At 70.4% G+C, this 22,693-nt stretch carries 22 protein-coding genes and 1 riboswitch; of the genes, 10 read left to right on the top strand and 12 right to left on the bottom strand.

The genetic code is table 11. From position 1 onward, the window contains the following. Positions 1–17: 17 nt before the first annotated feature. Positions 18–434: an STAS domain-containing protein gene (locus A6A25_RS15460; RefSeq protein WP_073890283.1), complete on the bottom strand. Its 417-nt coding sequence runs from the start codon at positions 432–434 to the stop codon at positions 18–20. A gap of 445 nt (positions 435–879) precedes the next feature. On the opposite strand from A6A25_RS15460, the gene A6A25_RS15455 reads away from it, so the two are divergent. The 8 genes from A6A25_RS15455 (at position 880) to gcvP (ending at position 8,955) form a co-directional block, all read left to right on the top strand. After that, positions 880–1,122, top strand: coding sequence for a hypothetical protein (locus tag A6A25_RS15455; RefSeq protein WP_073890279.1), 243 nt, complete (start codon positions 880–882; stop codon positions 1,120–1,122). An 81-nt stretch (positions 1,123–1,203) separates the two neighbouring features. Beyond that, positions 1,204–1,791 carry a CDP-alcohol phosphatidyltransferase family protein gene (locus tag A6A25_RS15450; RefSeq protein WP_073890276.1) on the top strand — a complete coding sequence of 196 codons (588 nt, stop codon included), beginning with the start codon at positions 1,204–1,206 and terminating at the stop codon, positions 1,789–1,791. Positions 1,792–1,852: 61 nt separating this feature from the next. Beyond that, positions 1,853–2,236, top strand: a complete 384-nt coding sequence (gene gcvH, locus A6A25_RS15445) for a glycine cleavage system protein GcvH (RefSeq protein WP_073890566.1) — start codon at positions 1,853–1,855, stop codon at positions 2,234–2,236. Between the two features lie 113 nt (positions 2,237–2,349). Then, positions 2,350–2,811 (top strand): glycogen accumulation regulator GarA, encoded by a 462-nt coding sequence (garA, locus tag A6A25_RS15440; RefSeq protein ID WP_033427969.1) that lies wholly within the window; start codon positions 2,350–2,352, stop codon positions 2,809–2,811. 14 nt (positions 2,812–2,825) lie between these two features. Then, positions 2,826–3,500, top strand: a complete 675-nt coding sequence (gene ftsR, locus A6A25_RS15435; RefSeq protein WP_073890272.1) for a transcriptional regulator FtsR — start codon at positions 2,826–2,828, stop codon at positions 3,498–3,500. A gap of 143 nt (positions 3,501–3,643) precedes the next feature. Continuing rightward, entirely contained in the window at positions 3,644–4,117 is a 474-nt protein-coding gene (locus tag A6A25_RS15430) for a bifunctional nuclease family protein (protein ID WP_053720858.1), read from the top strand. A gap of 1,037 nt (positions 4,118–5,154) precedes the next feature. Continuing rightward, entirely contained in the window at positions 5,155–5,721 is a 567-nt protein-coding gene (locus A6A25_RS15425) for a MerR family transcriptional regulator (protein ID WP_053720859.1), read from the top strand. A gap of 98 nt (positions 5,722–5,819) precedes the next feature. Then, positions 5,820–5,910: riboswitch (glycine riboswitch) on the top strand. A 156-nt stretch (positions 5,911–6,066) separates the two neighbouring features. Next, positions 6,067–8,955: an aminomethyl-transferring glycine dehydrogenase gene (gene gcvP, locus A6A25_RS15420; protein ID WP_073890268.1), complete on the top strand. Its 2,889-nt coding sequence runs from the start codon at positions 6,067–6,069 to the stop codon at positions 8,953–8,955. A 111-nt stretch (positions 8,956–9,066) separates the two neighbouring features. Here gcvP and A6A25_RS15415 read toward each other — a convergent pair whose 3' ends face one another. From A6A25_RS15415 to A6A25_RS15390, 6 genes are all read right to left on the bottom strand, one after another. Continuing rightward, the gene (locus A6A25_RS15415; protein WP_073890265.1) at positions 9,067–10,200 is read right to left on the bottom strand and encodes a hypothetical protein; all 1,134 of its coding nucleotides are present in this window, start codon (positions 10,198–10,200) and stop codon (positions 9,067–9,069) included. 10 nt (positions 10,201–10,210) lie between these two features. Next, on the bottom strand, positions 10,211–11,758 hold the full coding sequence (locus A6A25_RS15410; RefSeq protein ID WP_073890261.1) for a hypothetical protein: 1,548 nt from the start codon (positions 11,756–11,758) through the stop codon (positions 10,211–10,213). Further along, entirely contained in the window at positions 11,751–12,260 is a 510-nt protein-coding gene (locus A6A25_RS15405) for a pyridoxamine 5'-phosphate oxidase family protein (protein WP_143193181.1), read from the bottom strand. Before A6A25_RS15405 ends, A6A25_RS15410 begins: the two co-directional genes overlap by 8 nt. Next, a complete protein-coding gene (locus A6A25_RS15400; protein ID WP_143193180.1) occupies positions 12,187–13,605 on the bottom strand; it encodes a hypothetical protein in 1,419 nt (472 codons plus the stop codon). The genes A6A25_RS15405 and A6A25_RS15400 overlap by 74 nt, the downstream gene beginning before the upstream one ends. Positions 13,606–13,634: 29 nt before the next feature. After that, positions 13,635–14,378, bottom strand: a complete 744-nt coding sequence (locus A6A25_RS15395) for an HAD family hydrolase (RefSeq protein WP_073890253.1) — start codon at positions 14,376–14,378, stop codon at positions 13,635–13,637. Between the two features lie 209 nt (positions 14,379–14,587). After that, the gene (locus A6A25_RS15390) at positions 14,588–14,989 is read right to left on the bottom strand and encodes a DUF3224 domain-containing protein (RefSeq protein ID WP_073890564.1); all 402 of its coding nucleotides are present in this window, start codon (positions 14,987–14,989) and stop codon (positions 14,588–14,590) included. 49 nt (positions 14,990–15,038) lie between these two features. Here A6A25_RS15390 and A6A25_RS15385 point away from each other — a divergent pair, with 49 nt between their 5' ends. Continuing rightward, entirely contained in the window at positions 15,039–15,998 is a 960-nt protein-coding gene (locus A6A25_RS15385; protein ID WP_073890250.1) for a helix-turn-helix transcriptional regulator, read from the top strand. Positions 15,999–16,043: 45 nt separating this feature from the next. Here A6A25_RS15385 and A6A25_RS15380 read toward each other — a convergent pair whose 3' ends face one another. The 4 genes from A6A25_RS15380 to A6A25_RS15365 form a co-directional block, all read right to left on the bottom strand. Continuing rightward, positions 16,044–16,574 carry a hypothetical protein gene (locus A6A25_RS15380; RefSeq protein ID WP_073890249.1) on the bottom strand — a complete coding sequence of 177 codons (531 nt, stop codon included), beginning with the start codon at positions 16,572–16,574 and terminating at the stop codon, positions 16,044–16,046. 291 nt (positions 16,575–16,865) lie between these two features. Further along, positions 16,866–18,647, bottom strand: a complete 1,782-nt coding sequence (locus A6A25_RS15375; RefSeq protein WP_073890248.1) for a substrate-binding domain-containing protein — start codon at positions 18,645–18,647, stop codon at positions 16,866–16,868. Between the two features lie 97 nt (positions 18,648–18,744). Further along, on the bottom strand, positions 18,745–19,629 hold the full coding sequence (locus A6A25_RS15370) for a 3-methyladenine DNA glycosylase (RefSeq protein WP_073890247.1): 885 nt from the start codon (positions 19,627–19,629) through the stop codon (positions 18,745–18,747). A gap of 6 nt (positions 19,630–19,635) precedes the next feature. After that, positions 19,636–20,526 carry an ArsR/SmtB family transcription factor gene (locus tag A6A25_RS15365; RefSeq protein WP_073890246.1) on the bottom strand — a complete coding sequence of 297 codons (891 nt, stop codon included), beginning with the start codon at positions 20,524–20,526 and terminating at the stop codon, positions 19,636–19,638. Positions 20,527–20,585: 59 nt separating this feature from the next. On the opposite strand from A6A25_RS15365, the gene A6A25_RS15360 reads away from it, so the two are divergent. Beyond that, positions 20,586–21,791 carry an MFS transporter gene (locus A6A25_RS15360; RefSeq protein WP_073890245.1) on the top strand — a complete coding sequence of 402 codons (1,206 nt, stop codon included), beginning with the start codon at positions 20,586–20,588 and terminating at the stop codon, positions 21,789–21,791. Positions 21,792–22,387: 596 nt separating this feature from the next. Here A6A25_RS15360 and A6A25_RS44025 read toward each other — a convergent pair. Further along, entirely contained in the window at positions 22,388–22,690 is a 303-nt protein-coding gene (locus tag A6A25_RS44025) for a hypothetical protein (RefSeq protein ID WP_073890244.1), read from the bottom strand. Positions 22,691–22,693 lie beyond the last annotated feature (3 nt).

Raw genomic sequence — 22,693 nt, 5'->3', positions numbered from 1 at the left:
CCGTCCGACCCGGCCCGTCAGGACCCGTCGGCCTCCAGCGCTTGGTCGACCGACTCGAACACGCTGAACACCTCACCCAGGCCGGTCGCGACCAGCGGGCGGGTCACCGCGCGTTCCACCGCCACGACGCGGAACTCGGCACCTCGGCGCTTGGCCTGCTGCGATGCCTCCACCAGCACCGCCAGCCCGGCCGAGCCGAGGAAGCTCACCCCGGACAGGTCCAGCACCAGGGTGCGGCCGTCGTCGAGGTGGCGCAGCGCGTCCGCGCGCAGCTGCGGGGCGGTCAGCATGTCGACCTCACCGCTCACGGCCAGCACGGTGACACCGTCGCCCGCGGTGCGGACGTCGAGCCCGAGCTGCCCGGCCCGCGGGTTGTCGGCCGCGGCGGACTCGGGTCCGCTCGTCGCCACGACGTTCGGATCCTGAACGGTCACGAGGCACTCCTCTTCAGCTTCGAACCGCTGGGTGGGAAGCCCGGACGCACGATGACGTGCGCGCGGCACTGAACAGCAGCGTGGCGGAAACGGTTCCCCGCTAGCCGGACTTCCCGGCGCGGCTGTTGGCTCAACCGCTGCGCCACCCACCGTACGTAGCCCGTCGCGGCACCACAAGCACGGGGGTGGCTACCTGATAGGCACCAGTGTAGTGCGCCATTCGGTGTGCGGCGGACCACGGACGGTGAACGGTTTGGTACCGCGGGGGCCGGTTACACCTCAAGGGAAGCGTTCCCACCCGTCACGCGCAACTCGGCGACGCAACCGGCCGCCGGCCGCGACAGGGCACGAACGCGGAGGTGGTCTCGACCACAGTCGCGCAGAATCGGGTGACGGGGATAACGCCACGAGAGCCGTGAGCGACAACCCTGGTGGAGGGATTCACATGAGCACCAGAACGGAAACCGAGTCCGAGCCCGCGAAGCCCAGGGCGGCGCGTGCCGGCACCACAGGCGCGGCGGCGCTGCCCACAGCCCCCTGCAGCGTGGTCTGGAGCAAGGGCCACGCCTACGTGCTCGAAGGTTTCCGGGCCCGCTGGGTCGGCGTCGACGACCGAGGTCGTCCGCACGCGCTCAGCGGCGCCGAACTGCAACGCCGCGGCTGGAGCCGCACCCGTTCGGACAACTGAGGCCGCCGGGTCGGGCACCGCGGACCCCGGGTCCGCGAGTCGACCACCGGGGCACGCCGGGCGGCCAACTACAGTGCGGACGTGTCGCACGATCCCGCCGACCGGCTGCTGACCATCCCGAACGCGCTGAGCGTGTTGCGGCTGCTCGGCGTGCCCCTGTTCCTCTACCTGCTGCTCGGCCCGCACGCCGACGGCTGGGCGCTGGTCGTGCTGGTCGCGGCGGGCCTGTCCGACTGGCTCGACGGCAAGATCGCCCGGTGGCTCGACCAGGCGAGCAGGCTCGGCGCCCTGCTCGACCCCGCCGCCGACCGCCTCTACATCCTCGCCACGCTGGTCGCGTTCGTCGTGCGCGGCATCGTGCCGTGGTGGGTGGCCGCGGTGCTGGTCGGCCGGGAGCTCGTCGTCGGCGTCTGCCTGCCGGTGCTGCGGGCCCGCGGCTACCGCCCGTTCGAGGTCAACTACCTGGGCAAGGCCGCCACGTTCAACCTGCTCTACGCGTTCCCCATGCTCCTGCTCGCCCAGGGCGCCTCCACGGCCGCCCAGGTCGCCCGTCCGGTGGCCTACGCGTTCATGGTCTGGGGCGGTGCCCTGTACCTGTGGTCGGGGGTGCTGTACGTGTACCAGTTCACCCTCGCGATGCGGCGACGGCCGGGTGTCGCGCCGGCCTGAACAGCGACGTGGGAAGATCCGGCGGAGCGTTGATCCACCGTCATTGAAGGAGCACACCGCGGTGATTCCCGAGGAGCTCAAGTACACCGAGGAACATGAGTGGGTGCTGCGCACGGGTGAGGACACCGTGCGAGTGGGCATCACCGACTACGCCCAGGAGCAGCTCGGCGACGTCGTGTTCGTCCAGCTCCCGGAACTCGGCGAGCAGGTCGCCGCCGGTCAGACGCTGGGCGAGGTGGAGTCGACCAAGAGCGTGTCGGACATCTACGCGCCGCTCGCGGGCGAGGTCGTCGCCCGCAACGACTCGCTCGACCAGCAGCCCGACCTGGTGAACTCCGACCCGTACGGCGAGGGTTGGATGGTGGAATTGCGGCTGGAGGACCCGACCGCGGTCGACGACCTGCTCGACGCCGCGGCGTACCAGGAGCTGGTGGCGGGGGAGTGACGTCGATCTTCCGGCGGCTCTTCGGTCGGTGGGGGAGCCGCTCCTCAGACAAGGGTTCGGGCACGATAGGTTCTAGCGGTCTCGACGGTTCCAGCAGCAGGAGGAGAGCTCAGGTGAGCACGAACGACGGGCCAGGCGTTCCGCCAGAGCAGTCCCCGGAGCGGACCTCCGTCTTCCGGGCGGACTTCCTCGCCGAGGTCGAGGGCGCCGAGGCGCCCGCCCAGGAGCCTGCCGTCGCGGGCGTCGACGCGCTGCCCGCCGGGTCGGCGCTGCTCGTGGTCAAGCGCGGCCCCAACGCGGGGTCGAGGTTCCTGCTGGACCGCGACACGACCAGCGCGGGGCGGCACCCCGACAGCGACATCTTCCTCGACGACGTGACGGTCTCCCGTCGCCACGCCGAGTTCCGCCGTGAAGGTGGTGAGTTCGTGGTCATCGACGTGGGCAGCCTGAACGGCACCTACGTCAACCGCGAGCCCGTCGACCAGGCGGTGCTGGCCAACGGCGACGAGGTGCAGATCGGCAAGTTCCGCCTGGTGTTCCTGACCGGTCCGGGCGCCGGGGGCCAGGGGGCCTGAGCGATGGGGCTCCGGTGACGGCGGCCGGGCGGCCACGCGGGGGGTTGAGCATCGGGGTGGTGCTGGCGCAGCTGCGGCCCGACTTCCCCGACGTCACCATCTCCAAGATCCGGTTCCTGGAGTCGGAGGGGTTGGTCCGCCCGGCGCGCACGGCATCGGGGTACCGGCAGTTCACGGCCGCGGACGTGGACCGCCTGCGGTACGTGCTGTCCGCCCAGCGGGACCGGTACCTGCCGCTGAAGGTCATCAAGGAGCAGTTGGACGCGGCCGACCAGAGCGCGGCGAAGGCGTTGCGCGCGGTCGACCCGTCCCCGGCGGTCGGGCACCGGGTGACCCGCGAGGACCTGCTGGCGAGGGCGGGCATCGAAGCCGGGGTGCTGGTCGAGCTGGAGCAGCTCGGCCTGATCAGGGCCGGTGCGGGCGGGTTCTACGACCACGAGGCGGTGCAGATCGCCTCGACCGTGCGGGCGATGGCCGAGCACGGCCTGGAAGCACGCCACCTGCGGCCGTTCCGCGCCGCGGCGGACCGCGAGGTCGGGCTGGTCGAGCAGGCCGTCGGCGCGGCCCACCGGCAACGCGACCGCGAGGACGTGGTGCGGGAGCTGGCGGCGCTTTCCGTAACGCTGCACACACTGTTGGTGAAGGTTGGCCTGCGTGACGTCACCGGTCGGCCTGTTTCGCCGAGGTGAACGCGTGTCCGCATCGTGATCCGATGAGGGCGGGCGGTTGCGCACAGGGCCCGCTTGGCGGGTAGCGTCGAAAGAGTACGTGGGGGATCCTCGTTGGTAGCGGGGACGCCAGAATTTCAGCGCGCTGAGGGAGGCGAGACCCGATGAGCGAGATGCGCGTCGTCGGCGTGCGGGTGGAACTGCCCGCCAACCAGCCGATCCTGCTGCTGCGCGAAACCGAGGGCGAACGGTACCTGCCGATCTGGATCGGATCGGTCGAGGCCACGGCGATCGCGTTGGAGCAGCAAGGTGTCCGTCCTGCCCGGCCGTTGACGCACGACCTGCTCAAGGACGTCATCGGAGCCCTCGGCCGGCAGTTGGAGCAGGTGCGGATCACGGACTTGCAGGAGGGCACCTACTTCGCGGAACTCGTGTTCGACGGCGACATCCGCGTGTCCGCTCGGCCCAGTGACTCGGTGGCGCTGGCGCTGAGGATCGGCGTGCCGATCCACGCGGAGGAGTCGGTGCTGGCCGAGGCCGGCCTCATCATCCCGGACGAGCAGGAGGACGAGGTCGAGAAGTTCCGCGAGTTCCTCGACTCCGTCTCGCCCGAGGACTTCCGCGGGGCCGACACGTAGGCCACGCCGGGGCATGTAGCTGGCGCCTTGGCTCGCGGTGGACGGCTTGAAAAGCCTTCAAGCGTCCTCGCCGGACGGGCAGATCAGCAGGATGACCTCCCGTTCGTTCCGTCTCGGTCTTGTTCCGTCGGGGATGTCCTGTTGGGTCGTGGTCCCGGACTCCGTGTCATCCCACCGACCTCCCTCCGGGCTACCACACGTGTCAAGGGCGGCGCGAGGCTCCAGTGAAGTGACAGTCGAAGTTGGACGCGCCGCCCTTGACACGTGCGGTAGGGCAAAGCCAGGTCGGCGGGATGACACGAAGCCCTACCTTTGGAAGGGCAAACAGCGCCGCCAGTGGCACGTGCCGGGGGTCGCGATCGGGCGCGGGGTCGAGCGGGCCCGGGGCGGGTGCGGCCGCTTTGCAGAGGTAGGGGTTCGTGTCATCCCGCCGACCTGGCGTAGCCCTACCGCACGTGTCAAGGGGGCCTCGTGCGAGCGTTGCCTGATACTCCAACTTCGGGCGCCCTCTTGACGCGTGTGGTAGCCCGGAGGGAGGTCGGTGGGATGACACGTACCCCGGGACCACCAACCCAGCGGGAGTTCCCGACGGAACAAGACGGAGACGGAACGAACGGGATGTCATCCTGCTGATCTGCCCGTCCGGCGAGGACGCTTGAAAGCTTTTCGCCCCCACCCACCGCCACCTGCGAAGGGCCGAAAACGTCGGCGCGGAGCCGTGAACGGCCCTCCGCAAGCGTGCGCGGTGCGTTGTGGATCAACCCCGCGTGCCACCTCCAGGTGTCACACCTCCGGGTTACACAACGTCAGCACCCCGCCGCTAAACGATCACTAAACGTCACCCGAATGGCTTACGACAGGCGTCTCTCTCAACCTCAACCTCACGTTGAGGTCAGACACGCCCCGCGCGTCGCGTTGACCTGCCCCCTAGCCGGTCTTACCGTCGAACTCAGGTGAATTGCCACGGTGTGATTCGGGCACCGCGGCGGCTTCACGTTGGTCGCCGGTCGTCGTGACCGGACCGAGGGGAGGCAGGCGTGGTCGAGGAAGCGCCCATCCGGGCCGGATCCGGCGAACAGGGTGAGCTGTTCCCGGACTCCTCGCTGCCGGACGAACTGGTCGGGTACCGCGGCCCCGCCGCGTGCCAGATCGCGGGCATCACCTACCGCCAGCTGGACTACTGGGCGCGCACGGGGTTGGTCAACCCCACCATAAGGAGCGCCCACGGTTCCGGCAGCCAACGGCTCTACTCGTTCAAGGACATCCTGGTCCTCAAGGTCGTCAAGCGACTGCTGGACACCGGTGTCTCGCTGCAGAACATCCGGGTCGCGGTGGACCACCTGCGCCGCCGCGGCGTGCAGGACCTGGCCCGGATCACGCTGTTCAGCGATGGCACCACCGTCTACGAGTGCACGTCGCCGGAGGAGGTCGTGGACCTGCTCCAAGGCGGCCAAGGGGTGTTCGGCATCGCGGTCTCCGGTGCGATGCGGGAGATCAGCGGCACGATCCACGACTTCCCCGCCGAACGCGCGGACGGGGCCGAGATCGTGGAAGCGGCCGACGACGAGCTGTCCCGTCGCCGCCGCACCAGGGCCATCGGCTGACCCGGCGGTAGGCGGAACCGGTGCGCGGCACTGAGATCCACGTCGCGCCGGCGGTACCGCACACCCCCGTGACAGGTACGATTTCGCGCGTAGTCGCTTTATCCCGTGCGGGAGAGTCCGAGCCAGTCTCGGCGCCGAAGGAGCAAATCCTCCCCGGAACCTCTCAGGCGCAAGGACCGTGCGGGTGAGACGCCTCTGGAAAGCGGGTCGGGCACGACCGCTCGACCCCGCCGACGGTGCAAGCCCGGACCACCGGGTGAAGCTCTCAGGCGCCCGACGTCGGGCAGAAGACAGAGGGGGAGGGCAACGGCAGAAGTCTGTCCGGAGCCCTGGAGGCCAGCACCGATGACGCAGGACCGCATCCCCCTCGCCGCACTCGAGCACGGCACCCCGTTCGCCGACCGGCACGTGGGCCCGCGGCCCGCCGAGCTGGCCCGCATCCTCGACGTGATCGGTGTCGGCTCGCTGGAGGAACTGGCGCAGCACGCCGTCCCCGAGTCGATCCGCGAACGCGACCTCGTGCTGGACCTGCCCGCGCCGGCCACCGAGACCGAGGCGCTGGCCGAGCTGCGCGCCCTCGCCGCCCGCAACCGCCCGATGACGCAGATGATCGGCCTGGGCTACTACGGCACGACCACCCCGCCGGTGATCCGCCGCAACGTGCTGGAGAGCCCCGCCTGGTACACCGCGTACACGCCCTACCAGCCGGAGATCTCCCAGGGCCGGCTCGAAGCCCTGCTGAACTTCCAGACGATGGTCGCCGACCTGACCGGTCTGCCGCTGGCCAACGCCTCGATGCTGGACGAGTCCACCGCCGCCGCCGAGGCGATGACGCTGGTGCGCCGCGCGGGCCGGTCGAAGTCGAACAAGTTCGTGGTGGACGCCGACACGCTGCCGCAGACATTGGCCGTCATCGAGACGCGCGCCGAGCCGCTGGGCATCGAGATCGTCACCGCCGACTTGTCGCAGGGCATCGAAGGGCTCGGCCTGGGCGGTGACTTCTTCGGCGTGCTGCTGTCCTACCCGGGCGCGTCCGGCGTGGTGCGCGACCACGCGTCGGTGGTCGAGGAGATCCACAAGGCGGGCGCGCAGGCCGTGGTCGCCGCCGACCTGTTGGCGTTGACGCTGCTGCGCCCGCCCGGCGAGATCGGCGCGGACGTCGTCATCGGCACCACGCAGCGCTTCGGCGTGCCGATCGGGTTCGGCGGGCCGCACGCCGGTTACATGGCCGTGCGACAGGGCCTGGAGCGGCAGTTGCCCGGACGGCTGGTCGGCGTGTCCGTGGACGCGGACGGCTCGCTCGCCTACCGCCTCGCCCTGCAGACGCGCGAGCAGCACATCCGCCGGGAGAAGGCGACCAGCAACATCTGCACCGCGCAGGTCCTGCTCGCGGTGATCGCCTCGATGTACGCGGTGTACCACGGTCCGGAGGGCCTGAAGGCGATCGCGACCCGCGCCCACCGGATGGCGACCGTGCTGGCCGCCGGCCTGCTGGAGGGCGGCGTCGAGATCGTGCACGGCGAGTTCTTCGACACCGTGCGCGCCCGCGTCGAGGGTCGTGCCTCGGCCGTCGTGTCCGCCGCGCGCGACCTGGGCGTGAACCTGTGGCAGGTGGACGACGACGTGGTGTCCATCGCGTGCGACGAGACCACCACGCGCGAGCACCTGCACCTGGTGTGGAAGGCGTTCGGCGTGACCGTCGCCGACGTGGACGGCCTGGACGCCGACACCGCCGACGGCATCTGCGCCGACCTGCGCCGCACCAGCGACTACCTGACCCACCCGGTGTTCCACTCGCACCGCTCCGAGACCGCGCTGCTGCGCTACCTGCGGTCGTTGTCGGACAAGGACGTGGCGCTGGACCGCAGCATGATCCCGCTGGGCTCGTGCACGATGAAGCTCAACGCCACGGCCGAGATGGAGCCCATCACGTGGCCGGAGTTCGCCGACCTGCACCCGTTCGCGCCCGCGTCGGACGCCGAGGGGCTGCTGAGCATCGTCGGTGACCTGGAGCGGTGGCTGGCCGAGGTCACCGGGTACGACGCGGTGTCGTTGCAGCCCAACGCGGGTAGCCAGGGCGAGTTCGCGGGCCTGCTGGCGATCCGCGCCTACCACCGCGCCAACGGCGACGACCACCGCGACGTGTGCCTGATCCCGTCCAGCGCGCACGGCACCAACGCCGCGTCCGCCGTGATGGCCGGGATGCGGGTCGTGGTGGTCAAGTGCGACGACCACGGCAACGTGGACATCGAGCACCTGCGGTCGACGATCGACGCGCACCGGGACGACCTGGCCGCCATCATGATCACGTACCCGTCGACGCACGGCGTGTACGAGGACACCGTGCGCGAGGTGTGCGGGCTGGTGCACGACGCCGGTGGCCAGGTGTACGTGGACGGCGCGAACCTCAACGCGCTGATCGGGCTGGCCCAGTACGGCAAGTTCGGGTCGGACGTGTCGCACCTGAACCTGCACAAGACGTTCTGCATCCCGCACGGCGGCGGTGGTCCGGGTGTCGGGCCGATCGGCGTGCGCTCCCACCTGGCGCCGTTCCTGCCGAACCACCCGTTGCAGCCGACCGCCGGTCCGGCGACCGGTGTCGGCCCGATCAGCGCCGCGCCGTGGGGTTCGGCGTCGATCCTGCCGATCTCGTGGGCGTACGTGCGGATGATGGGCGCGGACGGCCTGCGCCGCGCCACCCTCACCGCCGTCGCGGCGGCGAACTACGTGGCACGGCGGTTGGACGAGCACTTCCCGGTGCTCTACACCGGCGAGGGCGGGTTCGTGGCCCACGAGTGCATCCTCGACCTGCGGCCGATCACCAAGGCGACCGGCGTGACGGTGGACGACGTGGCGAAGCGGTTGGCGGACTACGGGCTGCACGCGCCGACCATGTCGTTCCCGGTGGCGGGCACGCTCATGGTGGAGCCGACGGAGAGCGAGGACCTGGGCGAGATCGACCGGTTCATCGACGCGATGATCGCGATCAAGCACGAGATCGACCGCGTCGGCTCGGGCGAGTGGCCGGTGGACGACAACCCGCTGCGCAACGCGCCGCACACGGCGGCCTCCATCGCGACCGAGTGGGACCACCCGTACAGCCGCGAGGTGGCGGTGTTCCCGGCGGGCACCTCGGCGCCGAAGATCTGGCCCCCGGTGCGCCGCATCGACGGCGCCAAGGGCGACCGCAACCTGGTCTGCTCCTGCCCGCCGGTCTCGGCCTACGGCGGCTGATGGCTGATCCGGCCGGCACCCGCGTCGCACCGCGCACGCGGGTGCCGGAACCCCGTTCCGCCCACGTCGGAACGGCTTGGCGCCACCGCTTCTCGACGGGGCGGCTCGGCGCTACCACTTGTCGATGATGTCGGCCAACGCCGCGCTGACCGCGGGCAGCGCGGCGTTCTCCTCCGGCCACCGCAGCGCTTCGGCGCGAAGCCGGGCGAGTAGCTCCACCTCGGCCGGCTCGACCGGTGTCGGTGCGGCGTCGGTCCGGAAGCGCTGTTCGATGCTCGTCCAGATCGCCGAACCCGCGTCGACGCACTCCTGTGCGACGCGCCGTGCCGCTTCGACGTCGACGTCCACCCGACTCGGCACTGCCCCGAGGGGCGCGAGGGGGTGGACGACGCGCTCTGCACTCAGGTACGCGCGTGCTTCGTCCTCCCAGAAGACACCGGACGGCGGGCAGAGCACCTGGCACCCGCTGGCGAGCCCTTCGGCGACCGGCGGACCGCTCGCCTTCGTGATCAACCAGGTGGCGTCGGCGAGCTGGGAGCTGATGTCCGTCGGCTCCACGGCCACATCCGGGATTCCGGCCGTCCGCCAGGAGGACGCGACCTCGTCGTTCGGCGCGATCGCGACCACTTGCCGTGCCCCGACGCGCTCGGCCACACCGGCGGCGAGCCGGGCGGTCTCGGTGATCGCGTGGCCGGCCGAACCTCCCAGCAGGACCAGCTTGGGCTCCTTCGGACGCCGGTCCCGGCCGAACTGTGCGCGGACCGGCACGCCGGTCGGCACGCACCGCCGGCGGACCCACGCCGGGACCGATCGCGACAACCGGCCACCGACGTACAGGTCGACCCGTTCGTGGAAGCCGTTGGGGAACGGGGCGAACTCGCCGTGGCAGTCGACGAGCATGGTGCCCGTCACCGACTCCATCGCCGTGATGGCCACCGCGGTGGACCAGGGATGGGCGGACAACACCACGTCGTAGTCGGCGGGATCCGGGAGCAGGTGCGCCAGGTCCGGACCGAGCGCCTCGGGTATCGCCTCGCTGTCGAGGATCCCGCACGCGTGCGGCGCTCCCGCCGGGATCGCCCGCCGGTGGAGGTGGAACACCGGGTGGGTGTCGACCCCGGGCAGGACCTCCCGCCAGTTCCAGGCGTGCACCCGGTGTCCTCGTCGCACCGCCGCCTGGGCCAGCGCGGTGGCGGTCGAGTCGTGGCCCGACGGTTCGAAGCCGCCGACGATGAGCACGTCCATGGTCTCTCCGTCACTCCGGTGGGCGTCCGACCGACCACAGCACCGTGATGATCGCCAACACGCCCGCTGTGGTGAGCGCGACGAGGCTGAGCACGTCGGCGGTGTTCTTCGAGTGGAACTCGACGGTGAAGATCCCGCCCAGGGTGCCGACGGATGTCGCGGTGGCGCCGCCCAGGACGATCACCAGCACGGTGAGCGCGAAGCGCGACCGCACCCACCTCAGGTGGCTGGACACCGCCCTGGCCCGGTGGAGCAGCGCGGACTCCGCCGCCAGCTTCTCCAGCGCGTTCTCCCGGTCCAGGATGGCGGAGATCTGGCTCGCCCGGTGTTCGGAGATGCCCCGGTCCATCGCCATGCTGAGGTCGTCGTACAACTCGCCGACCGTCCGGTCGGAGTACTCCCACATGGTGGCTACCCGGACCAGGGCGATGACGAACAACGTGGTGAGCCAGGCCGTGTGGAGGACGCTTCCGTCCGAGCTGCGCTGGGTGGGGTCGCACACCCAGCGGACGGCGCGGAAGACGATGCGCGGCTGCGCCACGAGTTGGTGCCTGCCGCGGCCTTCGTTGAACAGGCGCTTGCTGTTCTCGCTGATGGAGACGTAGGCGTTCAAGACGCCCACCGTGTCGAGGTAACCGCCCCAAAGGCCGTCCGCCTGGGAGTGCTCCACCAGCAGGAAGCAGCGTGCGATGCACTCACGGATCATGGCTCGTTCGACGGCGGTGAGCACCGTCCGGCCGTGGTCGGCCGAGTCACTCACCGCGCCGAGGAAGAGGAGGACCTCCGAGGTTCCGAAGAAGTCGTCCCACCAGATCGCCAGAGTCCTGTTGCCGCCGCCCTCGGGGGTCACGTCCACCATGCGCTCGCTCTTCCGCTCGAAGAGCGTCATGAGGATCCTGCTGATGACCTCCGAGCAGGTCTGGTACCGGGTGTGCGCGCCGACGTGCTCGTCCAGGTCGTACCGCTCGGTCAACACGGCCAGCGCACGCCCGATCTGCGCGTACTCCGACGGGTTCAGCATGGCTCCGATGTCGCCGCGGTCGGCCTGGTCGAACCGCACCAGGAGCCAGCGGGCCGACCCCAGGATGACTTTGTCCATCGAAGGGATGCCCCGGGTCGCGAGTTCCTCGACGAGCGACTCGTGCCGCAGCGCGTCGAACAGCGCGCGCGCCACTGTCGAGGTGTCATAGGAGCTGTGGTCGAAACAACAGGTGCCGTCTTCGTGGAACGTTGCCTGTCGGTAGAGCCACACGACGCCGTCCACGCACTTCACCAGCAGGTCCTCCCGGGCAGCGTCGATGGCCGCGCCGTTCGCCTTGGTGATCAGCTCGATCGTGGCGGAGGCGGTCATCGCCACCTCGGCGTGCGCGGACACCAGCGTCGACGGCGCCGCGCCGGTCGAGTGGCCGTGCAGCCACCTCAACGCCGGGATGGCGAAGTCGCGGATCAGCACATCCGCGAATCGGGCGTCGAACGGCAGGAACGGCCGCCTGGCGAGTTCGTGCCGGACCGTGCCGTCGTGGTGGAAGTGACGTATCGGCCTGGATAAGTCACTCACCGTTTTCTCTCCATATCCCGGCGAAGACCAAGCCGGGATCGACCTGTTCCCGTGCGTCGATCTGCGACTCGGCCCACGCCACTTGGTCGAGCACGTACATGTCTTGGATCTGCAAGATGAAGACGCCCTTCTCGGGGTCGTTCTCGATGCGTCGGACCTCTTCTTCCGAAGCGGGTTCCCCTGCGCAGGTACCGGACAGTTCGAGCACCCGCCGGATTTGCTCGGCGTCGTCACCGACATCGCGGCAGACAGCGGAGAACTGCACGCTCTCGACGTCGTCAGGCGCCACCGTGGAGTTGAATATCGCGCCCGCCGCGAGGCCGTTGGCCGCGATCGCCCGGCCGTGTCGCGAACTGCGCTGGGAGATGAAGTAGAGCTCGCGCAGGCCGATCACGGTGAAGGCGATCCCGGCGGCCCAGGGTCCTTCGTCATCCGTGGTGGCCAGCGTCATGTACTTGTTCGAGCCGATGACCTCTCGCGCCCGGTCCACTGCCGATTTCACGAGCACTCCTTTCGTTGTCGACCGATCCCGTAATTCTTTCCCTGAAGTCCTTCAGGCTCGGATCGTTGAGCCACATACTGTCCCTGTCAAGCACCAGGGTGACCGCGTCCGGGTGACCGGATGTCATCCGATCAGCTTTTTCGGATACCGCATCCCGCAGTCTTGTCAGCATGTTCTCGTCGGTGAGCATCGAGAGCATGCTGATTCGGCCGGTCAGGTGCGCGTGGGCGGCTCGGTGCGCCGGAGCCGACAACCGCACCCGGGCGGAGATGTCCCGGTCGATCACGGACGAGTCGACCGGGTTGCCGCGCCAGCAGGCCTCCAACGGCGACCAGCCGAACAACTCGGCCGCCAATGCCGTCGACACTTCCAGGTGGCTGCGTCCGCCCAGGTAGTTCGACCCGCCCAGCGTGGGCAGGGCGGTGTAGTCGAGCAAGGTGTCGAGCAGGACCTTCGGTGCGGTCCGGGTGCTCGGGAACCTCTCCGGGTCCAGCAGGAGGTCGGTCACGGGGAACTTCGCCTCCGATCCGCACACGCGACACCGCGAGAGGTAATCGTCGCCGAGGGCCGTGAGGTCGTTGCGGGTGCTGCAGGAATCACAGACGGACCACAGCGGGAGGTGGTCGCGGAAAGCGGGGTCGAGTTCCACGAGTCGGTTCAGGATGAGCGAAGCCGCCGGACCGGCCCGGGTGTACAGGCGGCTGAGCGGGCAGAAGGCCGTAGGCAGACCGTGCGTGTTCGCCAGGGAACGCACCAGCGGCGCCGAGTGGAACTCGGTCAGGTCGACGTCGGAGCACTCCCGGTGCTGTCGCGGCCACAGCAGTGACCTCCAGTGCTCGGGCGAGCGCTGTGGCGACAGGGTCGACAGGTAGTGCGCCGCCGCTGCCTGCACCCGCACCACCGCGTCGACCGCGAGCCGCGTGCGGGAGATGATGCGGCGCCGATTGGGCAGGTACGGCTTGGTGCTGTGCCTGACGAGCGTGCCCGGCGCGTCCCGCGACCAGCTCAGCGACGTGTGCAGCCAGCGGTCCGACACGTCGTCCTGGTCGACGATCAGCACCACCGGTGCGACGTCGGGACGGTGTTCGGTCAAGTAGTCGACGTAGTAGATCTGCGCCAGCAGGTTCAGGTGCGGGAACAGGTTCGGCTGGTGGGCGAGCCGGACGATCGGTGCGCCGTTGCGGATCTTCTCGATCGTCGCGGCCACGGCAGGGCTCAACGCGTCGATGCGGGTGTGGAAGTCCGCGATCGTGTCGGCGAAGGTCTGGGCGGGGATCCTCGTCGCGTCGACCTGGTCGTCGGACAGCACCGATGGGCATGCGTCCCAGAAAGCTCGCCTGTTCACCATCCCCACCGGCACGCCCATCGTGCCCGTCACCGGTCCGCCGCCAGTCCGAGGTGGCTCGACACGACTTCCCACACCTCGGCGAGGTCGGCGCACGCGTTGATCCGGGAGTCGGGCGACACGGGTTCCGCGGTCGCGGTCAACCACACCGCCCGCATGCCGGAGTTCGCTGCCCCGGCGATGTCGCACCGCAGGTCGTCCCCGACGAACACTATCCGCTCGGGAGGACTCGATAATCGCTGGGACAGCGCGGCGAAAAGTGCCGGGTGCGGCTTGCGCGCGCCCACTTCGGCACTGGTCACCGTCACGTCCGGAGTGGGTAAGCCGGCCTGTCGCAGATATGGTGCGAGGTCGTAGTCCCAGTTCGAGCAGATAGCGGTCCGGACGTTGTTGGCGTGTAACCACGAGAGCAGGTCACCGGCCTGGGACTTCGCTTTCACGGTCCACTTCCGGTCCAGTTCGATCATCTCGTGGACCAGGTCGCCGACAGCGTCCGCGGGTACTGCGCAACACCGCGCCAAGTCGGCGAGCAGGCGGCGGCGCCATCGTTCGTACTGGTCGGCGGTGGGTGGTTCGCGGTGGGTGCGGACGCCGTTGTACGCCTCCGGTGTGAAGATCGAGGCGAGCCACTCCGGACAGGGAAAGCCGTTCCGCGTCAGCACTTCCGCGAAGGTCGGCACGTCCCGGTCGATCTCGACCAGCGTGCCGAAGAAGTCGAAGGCGACGGCGAAATCCTGCCGACCCTCGGTGCGCGTACCGGCGTTCCCCGTCATGTTGCACCGTTCGGAGCAGTTGTCACGGAGTGCTCGACAGTGGTGGTGGACAAAGATCCTCCGCCGCGCGGCGCCGCCGGTCAATACTCGAGATGGCGATTGCGCGCCGACTGTTATCCGCGGCAATGGCCGCAGAATTGCGGATGGGTGCTTCCGTGTTCGCCGGCAGTCCGCGACCGGCTGCGGGGTGAGCGTCCTCGGGTGCTCGATCAGGCGATCTCGTAGTCCAGGGTGAACCGGCCCGGCTCGCCCTGCGCCCACGTGACGCGGCCCGTGCCGGTGAGGCCCGCGAGGTCGCCGGTCGCCGAGACGACGGTGAACGTCGCGTCCGCCACGCCGTCGCGGAAGCCGCCCGCGTGGTGCAGGACGAAGCTGCCGCCTCGACCGTTCAGGGTGCCGGTGACGACCTCGTAGCCCGTCGAGACGCACGAGTCGTCGTCCGGGTACGACATGACGAAGCGCAGGTCACCCACTGCCTCCAGGTCACCGGTGTACGCGACGGTCATGCCACCGGTCGTCTGCTTCGGGCCGGTGACCTCGTCGTAGCGCTTGCCGTCCCACGTGTGCTCGTCCCAGCTGTTCATCTCGGCGTTGGCCTGTGCGGTGGTCATGCCGCGCAGCTTGCCGGGCATACCTGACAAGTCCTGTCAGGATGGCGGGATGCGCGCGAGTCGGCTGCTGTCCCTGCTCCTCCTGCTCCAGTCACGCGGCCGGATGACGGCGCAGGAGCTGGCGGACGAGCTGGAGGTGTCGGTCCGCACGGTGTACCGGGACGTCGAGGCGCTCGGGGCGTCCGGAGTGCCCGTGTACGCCGACCGCGGACCTGCGGGTGGCTACCGGCTGGTCGACGGCTACCGCACCCGGCTGACCGGGTTGACCACCGAGGAGGCCGACTCGTTGTTCCTGGCCGGGATGCCGGGGCCGGCGGCCGAGCTCGGGCTGGGCGCGGTGGTGGCGGCGGCGCAGCTCAAGGTGCTCGCGGCGCTGCCGCCGGAGCTGCGGTCACGAGCGGCGCGGATCCGGGAGAGGTTCCACCTGGACGCGCCCGGCTGGTTCCGCGGCAACGAGGGCACACCGCACGTGGCCGCCATCGCGGAGGCGGTGTGGCAGCAGCGGCGGCTGCGGATCCGGTACGTGCGGTGGGCGCAGGTCGAGGTGGAGCGGACGGTGGAGCCGTTGGGGCTCGTGCTCAAGGCGGGCACCTGGTACCTCGTCGCCCGCACGGACGACCTGCGTACCTACCGCGTGTCCCGGGTGGTGGAGCTGACCGCGCTGGACGAGTCGTTCGACCGGCCCGAGGGGTTCGACCTGGCCGAGTACTGGGCGGGCTGGTCGACGCGGTTCGAGGAGCGGATGTACCCGCTGCGCGTGACCGTTCGGATGACGCCGAACGGCCTGCGCGGCGCCCAGGTCCTGCTCGGCCTGGCCGCCGCGCGCGAGCTCAAGGACGTCGAACCCCGAGGCGAGTGGACGACGGTCCAGGTGCCGGTGGAGTCCCTGGACCACGCGGTGGTCGACCTGCTCCGCCTCGGTCCGGAGGTGGAGGTGCTGGAGCCGCCGGAGCTGCGCACCCGCGTGATCGCCCGGATCGCCGCGACGGCCGCCGTGTACGAGGGGTGACCGGGAGGCAGGCGCGCCCCATCGCGGGACGCGCCTGCCCGGTCGTCAGTCGATCGTGGTGGCCCCGCTGTAGTTGCAGATGGACGGCGCCATCACCTGCGCCGCGCTGCCCCAGCCGGCGCACTGGTACGAGGAGTGGCCGTACCAGTTGTGGCCGAACTCGTGGGCGGCCAGGAGGGCGTCGTCGTTCACGCCGCCCATGTAGAGCGCGATCCGCTGGCCCGCGCCCCAGTTGCAGCCCACCACGCGACTGCCGCCGCCGCAGTCGGTGATGTAGCCGTTGCGGCACTCGACCGGGGTGCCGCTGGAGCTCTCGGTCAGGTTGGCCCAAGCCCGCGCGCCGGTGCGGATCGCCGACGCGTACGGCGAGCAGGAGCTGAGGATCCGGTAGGTCCGGGCGTTCGGCACGGGCCACGCCGCCACGGAGGGCGGGGTGGTCAGCACGTCGGCCGGCGCGGTGGCCAGGTCGACGACGGTCGTCGCGTGGGCTTCGCCGAGGGAGCCCTGGGAGTTCGGTGCGACGAGGACGGCGAGCACGAGCGCCAGCAGGGCAGGCGCCAGGAATAATTTCCGCAAGGTGTTCGTCCTTTCGCGTGCAGGGGATCGACGTGGAGCAGGGACGTCGAAGCACTCGAAGTTACGAGACCATTGGGCGCCTATCAACCGGCTCCGGCGTGGTCCTGAACAGCGAAGATGATCAGCGGATGGCGGTCGGCCAGGAAGAATCCGGTGTCGGGAAGATCGGCAATGAATCGGGTGCTGTTTATTTAACAGGCCGAATGCCGCGCAATTCTCCTTCGTTCGGCGCAATTCGACCGCGACGGTGCCACGGGCCGTGACCGGTGCCGGCAGGGCAGTCCGGAGAGGTCAGTCGGCGGACAGCAGCTGGCCGAGGGCGGCGTCGACGCCGCGGCCGTCTCCGACCACCGACAGCGTGCCGCCGGTGGAACGGGCCAGTTCGGACAGCGGTGCGCGTTCCGGGTCCGGGCCGATCGCGATGACGCTGATCGCGATGTCCTTGCCGGGCTGCTTGACCGACGCGAGCCGCGACGTCAGCTCGGCGAACGTCAGCCCGCCGTCGTTCACGCCGTCGGTGAGCACCACGATCCGGTTGCGCTTGCCGTCCTGGTAGTCGGCCAGCATCCGCTCGTACAGCGCGAGCACGCTGGTGTAGAGCTGGGTCGCGCTGCGCGGCTCCAGCCTCCCCACGCCGTCCAGCAGCGCCTGCCGCTGGGTGGCGACCGGGCCGGTGGCCACGAGCTGCCGGTACGGCTTGTCGCCGTCGAGCCGGCGGGAGAACTCCCACAGCCCCAGCGACCCGGACACCGACCGGTTGACCTGCCCGGACAGCGCCTGCTTCACCCAGTCCATCCGGCTGCGGCCCTCGCCGCCGGGTTCCTCCATCGACTTCGACGTGTCCACCAGCACCGTGACGACCTGGCCGTCGCCCGCGGTCGCCCAGGCGGCCGAGATCTGCTGGGTCGTGTTCGCGTCGGCGGGCGTGAGCGTGTCCGTGACGGCGGCCCACCGGATGCCCGGCGACGGCTTGGGCCGCTCGGTCGTGGCCTCGACCCGCAGGCCCGCGCCGGCCAGGATCTTCTGCTGGTCGGCCTCGCGCAGGAACTCGCGGAACGCCTGCGCCGCGCGCACCTGCGCCTCACCGACCCAGTCGCCGGCCAGCGGCACGAACGGGAAGTCCGCGATCGGCGTCGGCCCGCCCGCCGCCACCCCGTACAGCGGCTGCGACGGTGGCGTGCCGCTGTCCTTGCCGGTGTTGTGCCGGTACAGGTCCACCTCGAACACCGGCACGGCGCTGAACCCGGCCGCGTTGACCGCGGTGTCGTCGGCGAGCAGCTTCATCGCCTCCCACGTGGTGGCGGGCGTCTGCGAGGGCTTGGACGACGACAACCGGCTCATCGTGTCCTTCACCGGTTCCAGCGCCAGCATCTCGACGGTGACCGGGCCCTTGCCCTCGGGGCTCGCGCCCGCCAGCGCCGACTGCACGGCCATCGCGCTGGCCGCGTTCGTCGCCGGGTCGGGCATGGCGACGGTGAACCGGCCCCACTCGGGGTGCCCGAACCGGCCCCAGCCGTCCGCCGCGCCCGCCAGGTCGGGCAGGTCGGTCCAGCGGAACCCGGCACCGGACTGGACCGCCTGCGCGGGTTCCTGGTGCAGGGCGAGCAGCACGGGGCTGGCCGCGATCGACTCGGGGACGCCGCCGAGCAGGGCGGCGTTCTGCGCGCCGAGCCGGTTGGCCCACAGCATCGAGTCGGTCACCCACGCGTGCGGGCGCTCGCCGATCTCGGCGGTGTCCCAGCCCTGGGTCAGGCCGCCGAGGACGACCTCGGAGTCGATCGACTGCACCTCGATCTGGATACAGTGGTCGTAGACGACGGGCCGCTGCTCGCTCCACGCCTCGGCGACCTGCTTGACGGCCTCGGCGACGCTGGGCGTCGAGGCGATCCGGAGCAGCGCCTCGCCCTCGTTGCAGTCGCCCGCCTGCGCCGCCGCACGGCGTTCCACGAGGCCGCCGACCCAGCTCCAGCCGAGCCACCCGAGCACGAGGAGGACCACCAGGCCGACGATGGCCACGGGCCACGTCGCGATGCCGCGCCGCACCTTCGTCCGCAGCGCGCGGTGTCGAGACATCGTCTTCCTCTCAGCGTCCGACCGGATACGGCTGGCGAATCCCGACCGGCGTCACGCTAACAGGTGACGTCTGCGAATCGGGTGAAGTCACTCCTGGTCATCGAGCGGCGACGGGAGCCGCCGTCAGCACCTCGGTCAGCTCGATCAGCCGGGTTCTCAGCGGCCTGGCGGCCTCGGCGAACGCGCTCTGCTGCCGGGCGTACTCGGCGCGGCCCTCGGCGGTCTCGATCAGCACCGGCTCGTAGCCGAGGTCGGCCAGGTCGTACGGGCTGGCCCGCATGTCCAGCTCACGGATCCGCACGGCCAGCTCGAAGCAGTCCGCGACCAGTTCCGACGGCGTCGCCGGGTCTAGTTTGTAAGCCCACTTGAACAAGTCCATGTTCGCGTGCAGGCAGCCGGGTTGTTCAAGGTCGACCTGGGTCTCGCGGGTCGGCTGCACCGCGTTGAGCGGCCGTGCGCCCGGGGTGAAGAAGCGGAACGCGTCGAAGTGGCCGCACTGCACCCGCTGCGACTCCACCACCCGGTCGGTGCCCTCGCTGCCCAGCCGCAACGGCCACGCGTTGTGCCGCACCTGCTCCGGCCGCTGCCGGTAGACCATCGCCCACTCGTGCAGCCCGAAGCAGCCGAGCCTGGGCGCACGGCCCGCGGTCGCGGTGAGCAGCCGCCCGGCGAACCCGATCGTGTTGGCCCGGTCCCGCGCGAACGCCTCGACGTCCAGCGTCACGCCATCGGGGGTGCGCCGGTAGACCGGCCACTTGAGGTAGGCGAGCGCCGCGTCACCCTTAAGGATGACACCCGGACCGGGATGCCAGCGCTCCAGCCGTGACGGGCGGTGCGAGTAGTAGGAGAACAGGAAGTCCAGCACCGGGTGCTTGCGGCCGGTGGCCTTGCGCTCGTGGTGCGGCCCGGTCCAGCGCCGCACCCGGTCCGCGTGCGCGTCACGGCGCGCGGTCCACTCGGCTTCGGACAAAACGACCCCCACGGGGTATCAGGGTACTTCGCCCCGGACCAGCGCCAACCCGAGCCCGGTGCGCAACGACACCACCTCGCGCCCCTCACGGCGGCTGACCGCGAGACCGGCTGCCCGCAACACACCCAGGTGCTGGGACACCGCGCCCACCGTGACACCGAGTCGGGTGGCCAGTTCGGTGACCGTGCTGGGGCGTTCCAACTCGCACAGCAGGCGGGCACGGGTCTGGCCGACCAGGCGGGCCAGCGCGTCGCTGGTGGGCGCGTCCGACCGTTCCCAGAGCGAGCCGAAGCCGTGCGCGGGGTAGCAGAGGGCGAGGCGGACGGGGCTGTCGCGCAGGTAGGCGTGGGGCCAGGTGAAGGCGGAGGGGACCAGGACCAGGTCGCGCTCGCCGATGTCGACGGTCCGGTCCGCCACGGTCAGGCGCGGGTTGCGGTACGACACGTCGGGGTGCAGTTCGGCCAGCACGGTCGGGCCGCCCGCTTCGACCAGCCGCCGTCCGCGCCGTTCCACGTCGCCTTGGAGGACGCCTTCCAGCCGTGGCCAGACCGGCGCGATGATCGCCTCGTGCACGGCGCGCAGCCGTTCCTGCATGGCGGCGACGGCGTCGTCCGGCAGGGGAGGGTGGTCGATGGCCGCGGCGATCCGCTCGGGGGTGGCCTTGGCGATGGCGTCGATCTCCACGTCCACGCGTTCGGACCGCACGCCCGGGGTCGGGATCAGGAACTCGGGGATGACGGGCCTGGTGACCAGGAGGTGCAGCGGGGAGTGGTCCTCGCCCAGGTCGAGCAGGCGTTGCTCGGCCCACGCCACCCAGCGCTGGTGCACGGGGGAGAGGCCGGGTGCGGCCAGCACGCGCAGGCCGGCGATCGTCTCCCAGAGCGGTGAGACGGCGAAGCGGTGAGCCATGAGTTCACTCCACGCTAAAACGTACGTCGCCGCCAGCCCTTGTTGGCAGGGTGTGGACCATGTCCAGGGGGTGGGTGCGGCTGCAGGCCGTCGCGGTGTCGGGTTCGGTGGCCGAAGGCCTGATGTTGTCGGTGTTGCCGTGGATCGCGGCGACGATCACCTCGGACCCGCGGCAGCTGTCGCTGGTCAACGTGGTGGGTCAGGCGCCGTGGCTGGTGTTCTCGCTGTTCGCGGGCGTGCTGATCGACCGGGTGCGGCGGACCACCGTGCTGGCGTCGGCGTACGCGGTGCAGGCGAGCGCGGCGTTGGCGTTGGCGGTGGCGGGCGTGACGGACTCGTTGAGCCTGCCGTTGCTGGTGGTCGTGGCGTTCGTGGTGACGTCGGCGCAGGTCCTCGGTGACGGAGCGAGCGGCGCGCTGGTGCCGGAGGTGGTCGAGCCGGGCGGGTTGGCCAGGGCGAACACGCGGCTGATGGTGATCGACCGGGGCGTGGTGCAGTTCGCCGTGCCGCCGTTGGCGGGGTTCCTGGTGGCGTTCGGCCTCGGGACACCCGCGTGGGTCGCCGTGGTCGCGGCTCTGGCGGCGTTGGTGCTGGTCAGGGGGTTGCGCTCGGCTCCGGCGACACCGTCGACCAAGCACCCGTTGCGGGACATCGCGGAAGGGTTGAGGTTCCTGGTCGGTACGCGGTTGTTGCTGTCGATCACGGTGGCGGTGGCGCTCGGGTCGTTCGCGGCGAGCGCGACGATGGCGATGTTCGTGCTGTACGCGAAGGAACTGCTGGGGCTGGGCTCGGTCGGGTACGGCGTGATGCTGGCGGTGATGGCGGCCGGCTGGGTGGTGTCGTCGTTCGTGGTGGGCTGGGTGGTGGACCGGCTGGGGTACGCGTGGTCGATGCGGTTCGCCCAGCTGGGCATGGTGGTGACGGTCGGCCTGTTCGCCGTCCTGCCGCCGTGGGCGTGGGCGGTCGGGGTGGTGATGTTCAGCCAGTCGGCGATCGTGATGGTGTGGAACGTCTGCTCCCAATCCAGCCGCCAACGCTTCACCCCACCCGCGCTGCTGGGCCGGGTGCTGACCAGCCACCGGGCGCTCGCTTGGGGGCTGACGCCGCTGGGTGCGCTGGCAGGCGGCTTCGTGGCAGCGGGGTTCGGCTTGCGCGCGGTGTGGGTGATGGGCGCCCTGGTTCAGGTCGGCGCCCTGATCACCGCTTGGCTGGGCCTGTCGCCTCAAGCGTTCCGGGACGCCGAAGTAGTCGCCTCGAACCGATGACCCGGAGATGACGACCGCCAGTCAGCCGCGCGGGAGTCGCCGACGAGCGCGGGGTCGAACGGCGCCGGCGCATGTGCGGCCGCGATGCGCTTCCGCTTTTCACTGCGAGGGTTTCGTGTCATCCCGCCGACCTGGCTTTGCCCTACCGCACGTGTCAAGGGGGCACCTTCCGGCATGACCGGCGCGTCGGGCTGGAACCGCCCCCTTGACGCGTGTGGTAGCCCGGAGGGAGGTCGGTGGGATGACACGAAACCCGGACCCACGACGCAACAGCAGTTCCCGACGCAACGAAACCCCGAACGGAACCGGGGGATGCCATCCTGCTGATCTGCCCGTCCGGCGAGGACGCTTTTCCAGGCTTTTGGGCGCCTCCGGCGCTCCGTTGCGCCCACCAGCGCCCGGCCACGCTCCGCAGGGGTCCTCGCCAGGGGACCCCTGTTTTTATTCTCCCAGAAGGGACCGACAATTCTGAGGCCCTGGCCGCTCCTGGGGACCCTGACGGCTCCTGGGCCCTGACGGCCTGGGCCCTGACGGCTCCTGGGGTCTGACGGCTCCTGGGGTCTGACGGCTCCTGGGGTCTGAGCGGCTTCTGGGCGTCAGAGCGGCGGGATCAGGCCCGGGAACTTGCGGGCGCCCACGCAGTGCGGGCATTCGCGCCCGTTGTCGACGGTTCGGGGTGTGCCGCCGATCACCGCGGACATCGGGTTGGCGGTGAAACCCGCACCCCCGCACAGGTGGCAGATGGTGCGGGGTTCGGAGGTCACGCCGAACAGGTCGTCCTCGTCCTCGACGTCATCGTCGTCGAACCCGTCTTCGTCCTCTTCCGAGTCGAACTCATCCGGGTCGAACTCTTCGGGGTCGAAGTCGTCCTCGTCGTCGTCATCCTCACGCGGATCCACGTG

Source organism: Saccharothrix sp. CB00851, from assembly GCF_001905065.1.
In the GTDB taxonomy this organism is placed as follows: domain Bacteria; phylum Actinomycetota; class Actinomycetes; order Mycobacteriales; family Pseudonocardiaceae; genus Actinosynnema.
Note: the sequence above shows the minus strand (reverse complement) of the source record. Positions and strands in the feature narration are given on the sequence as shown.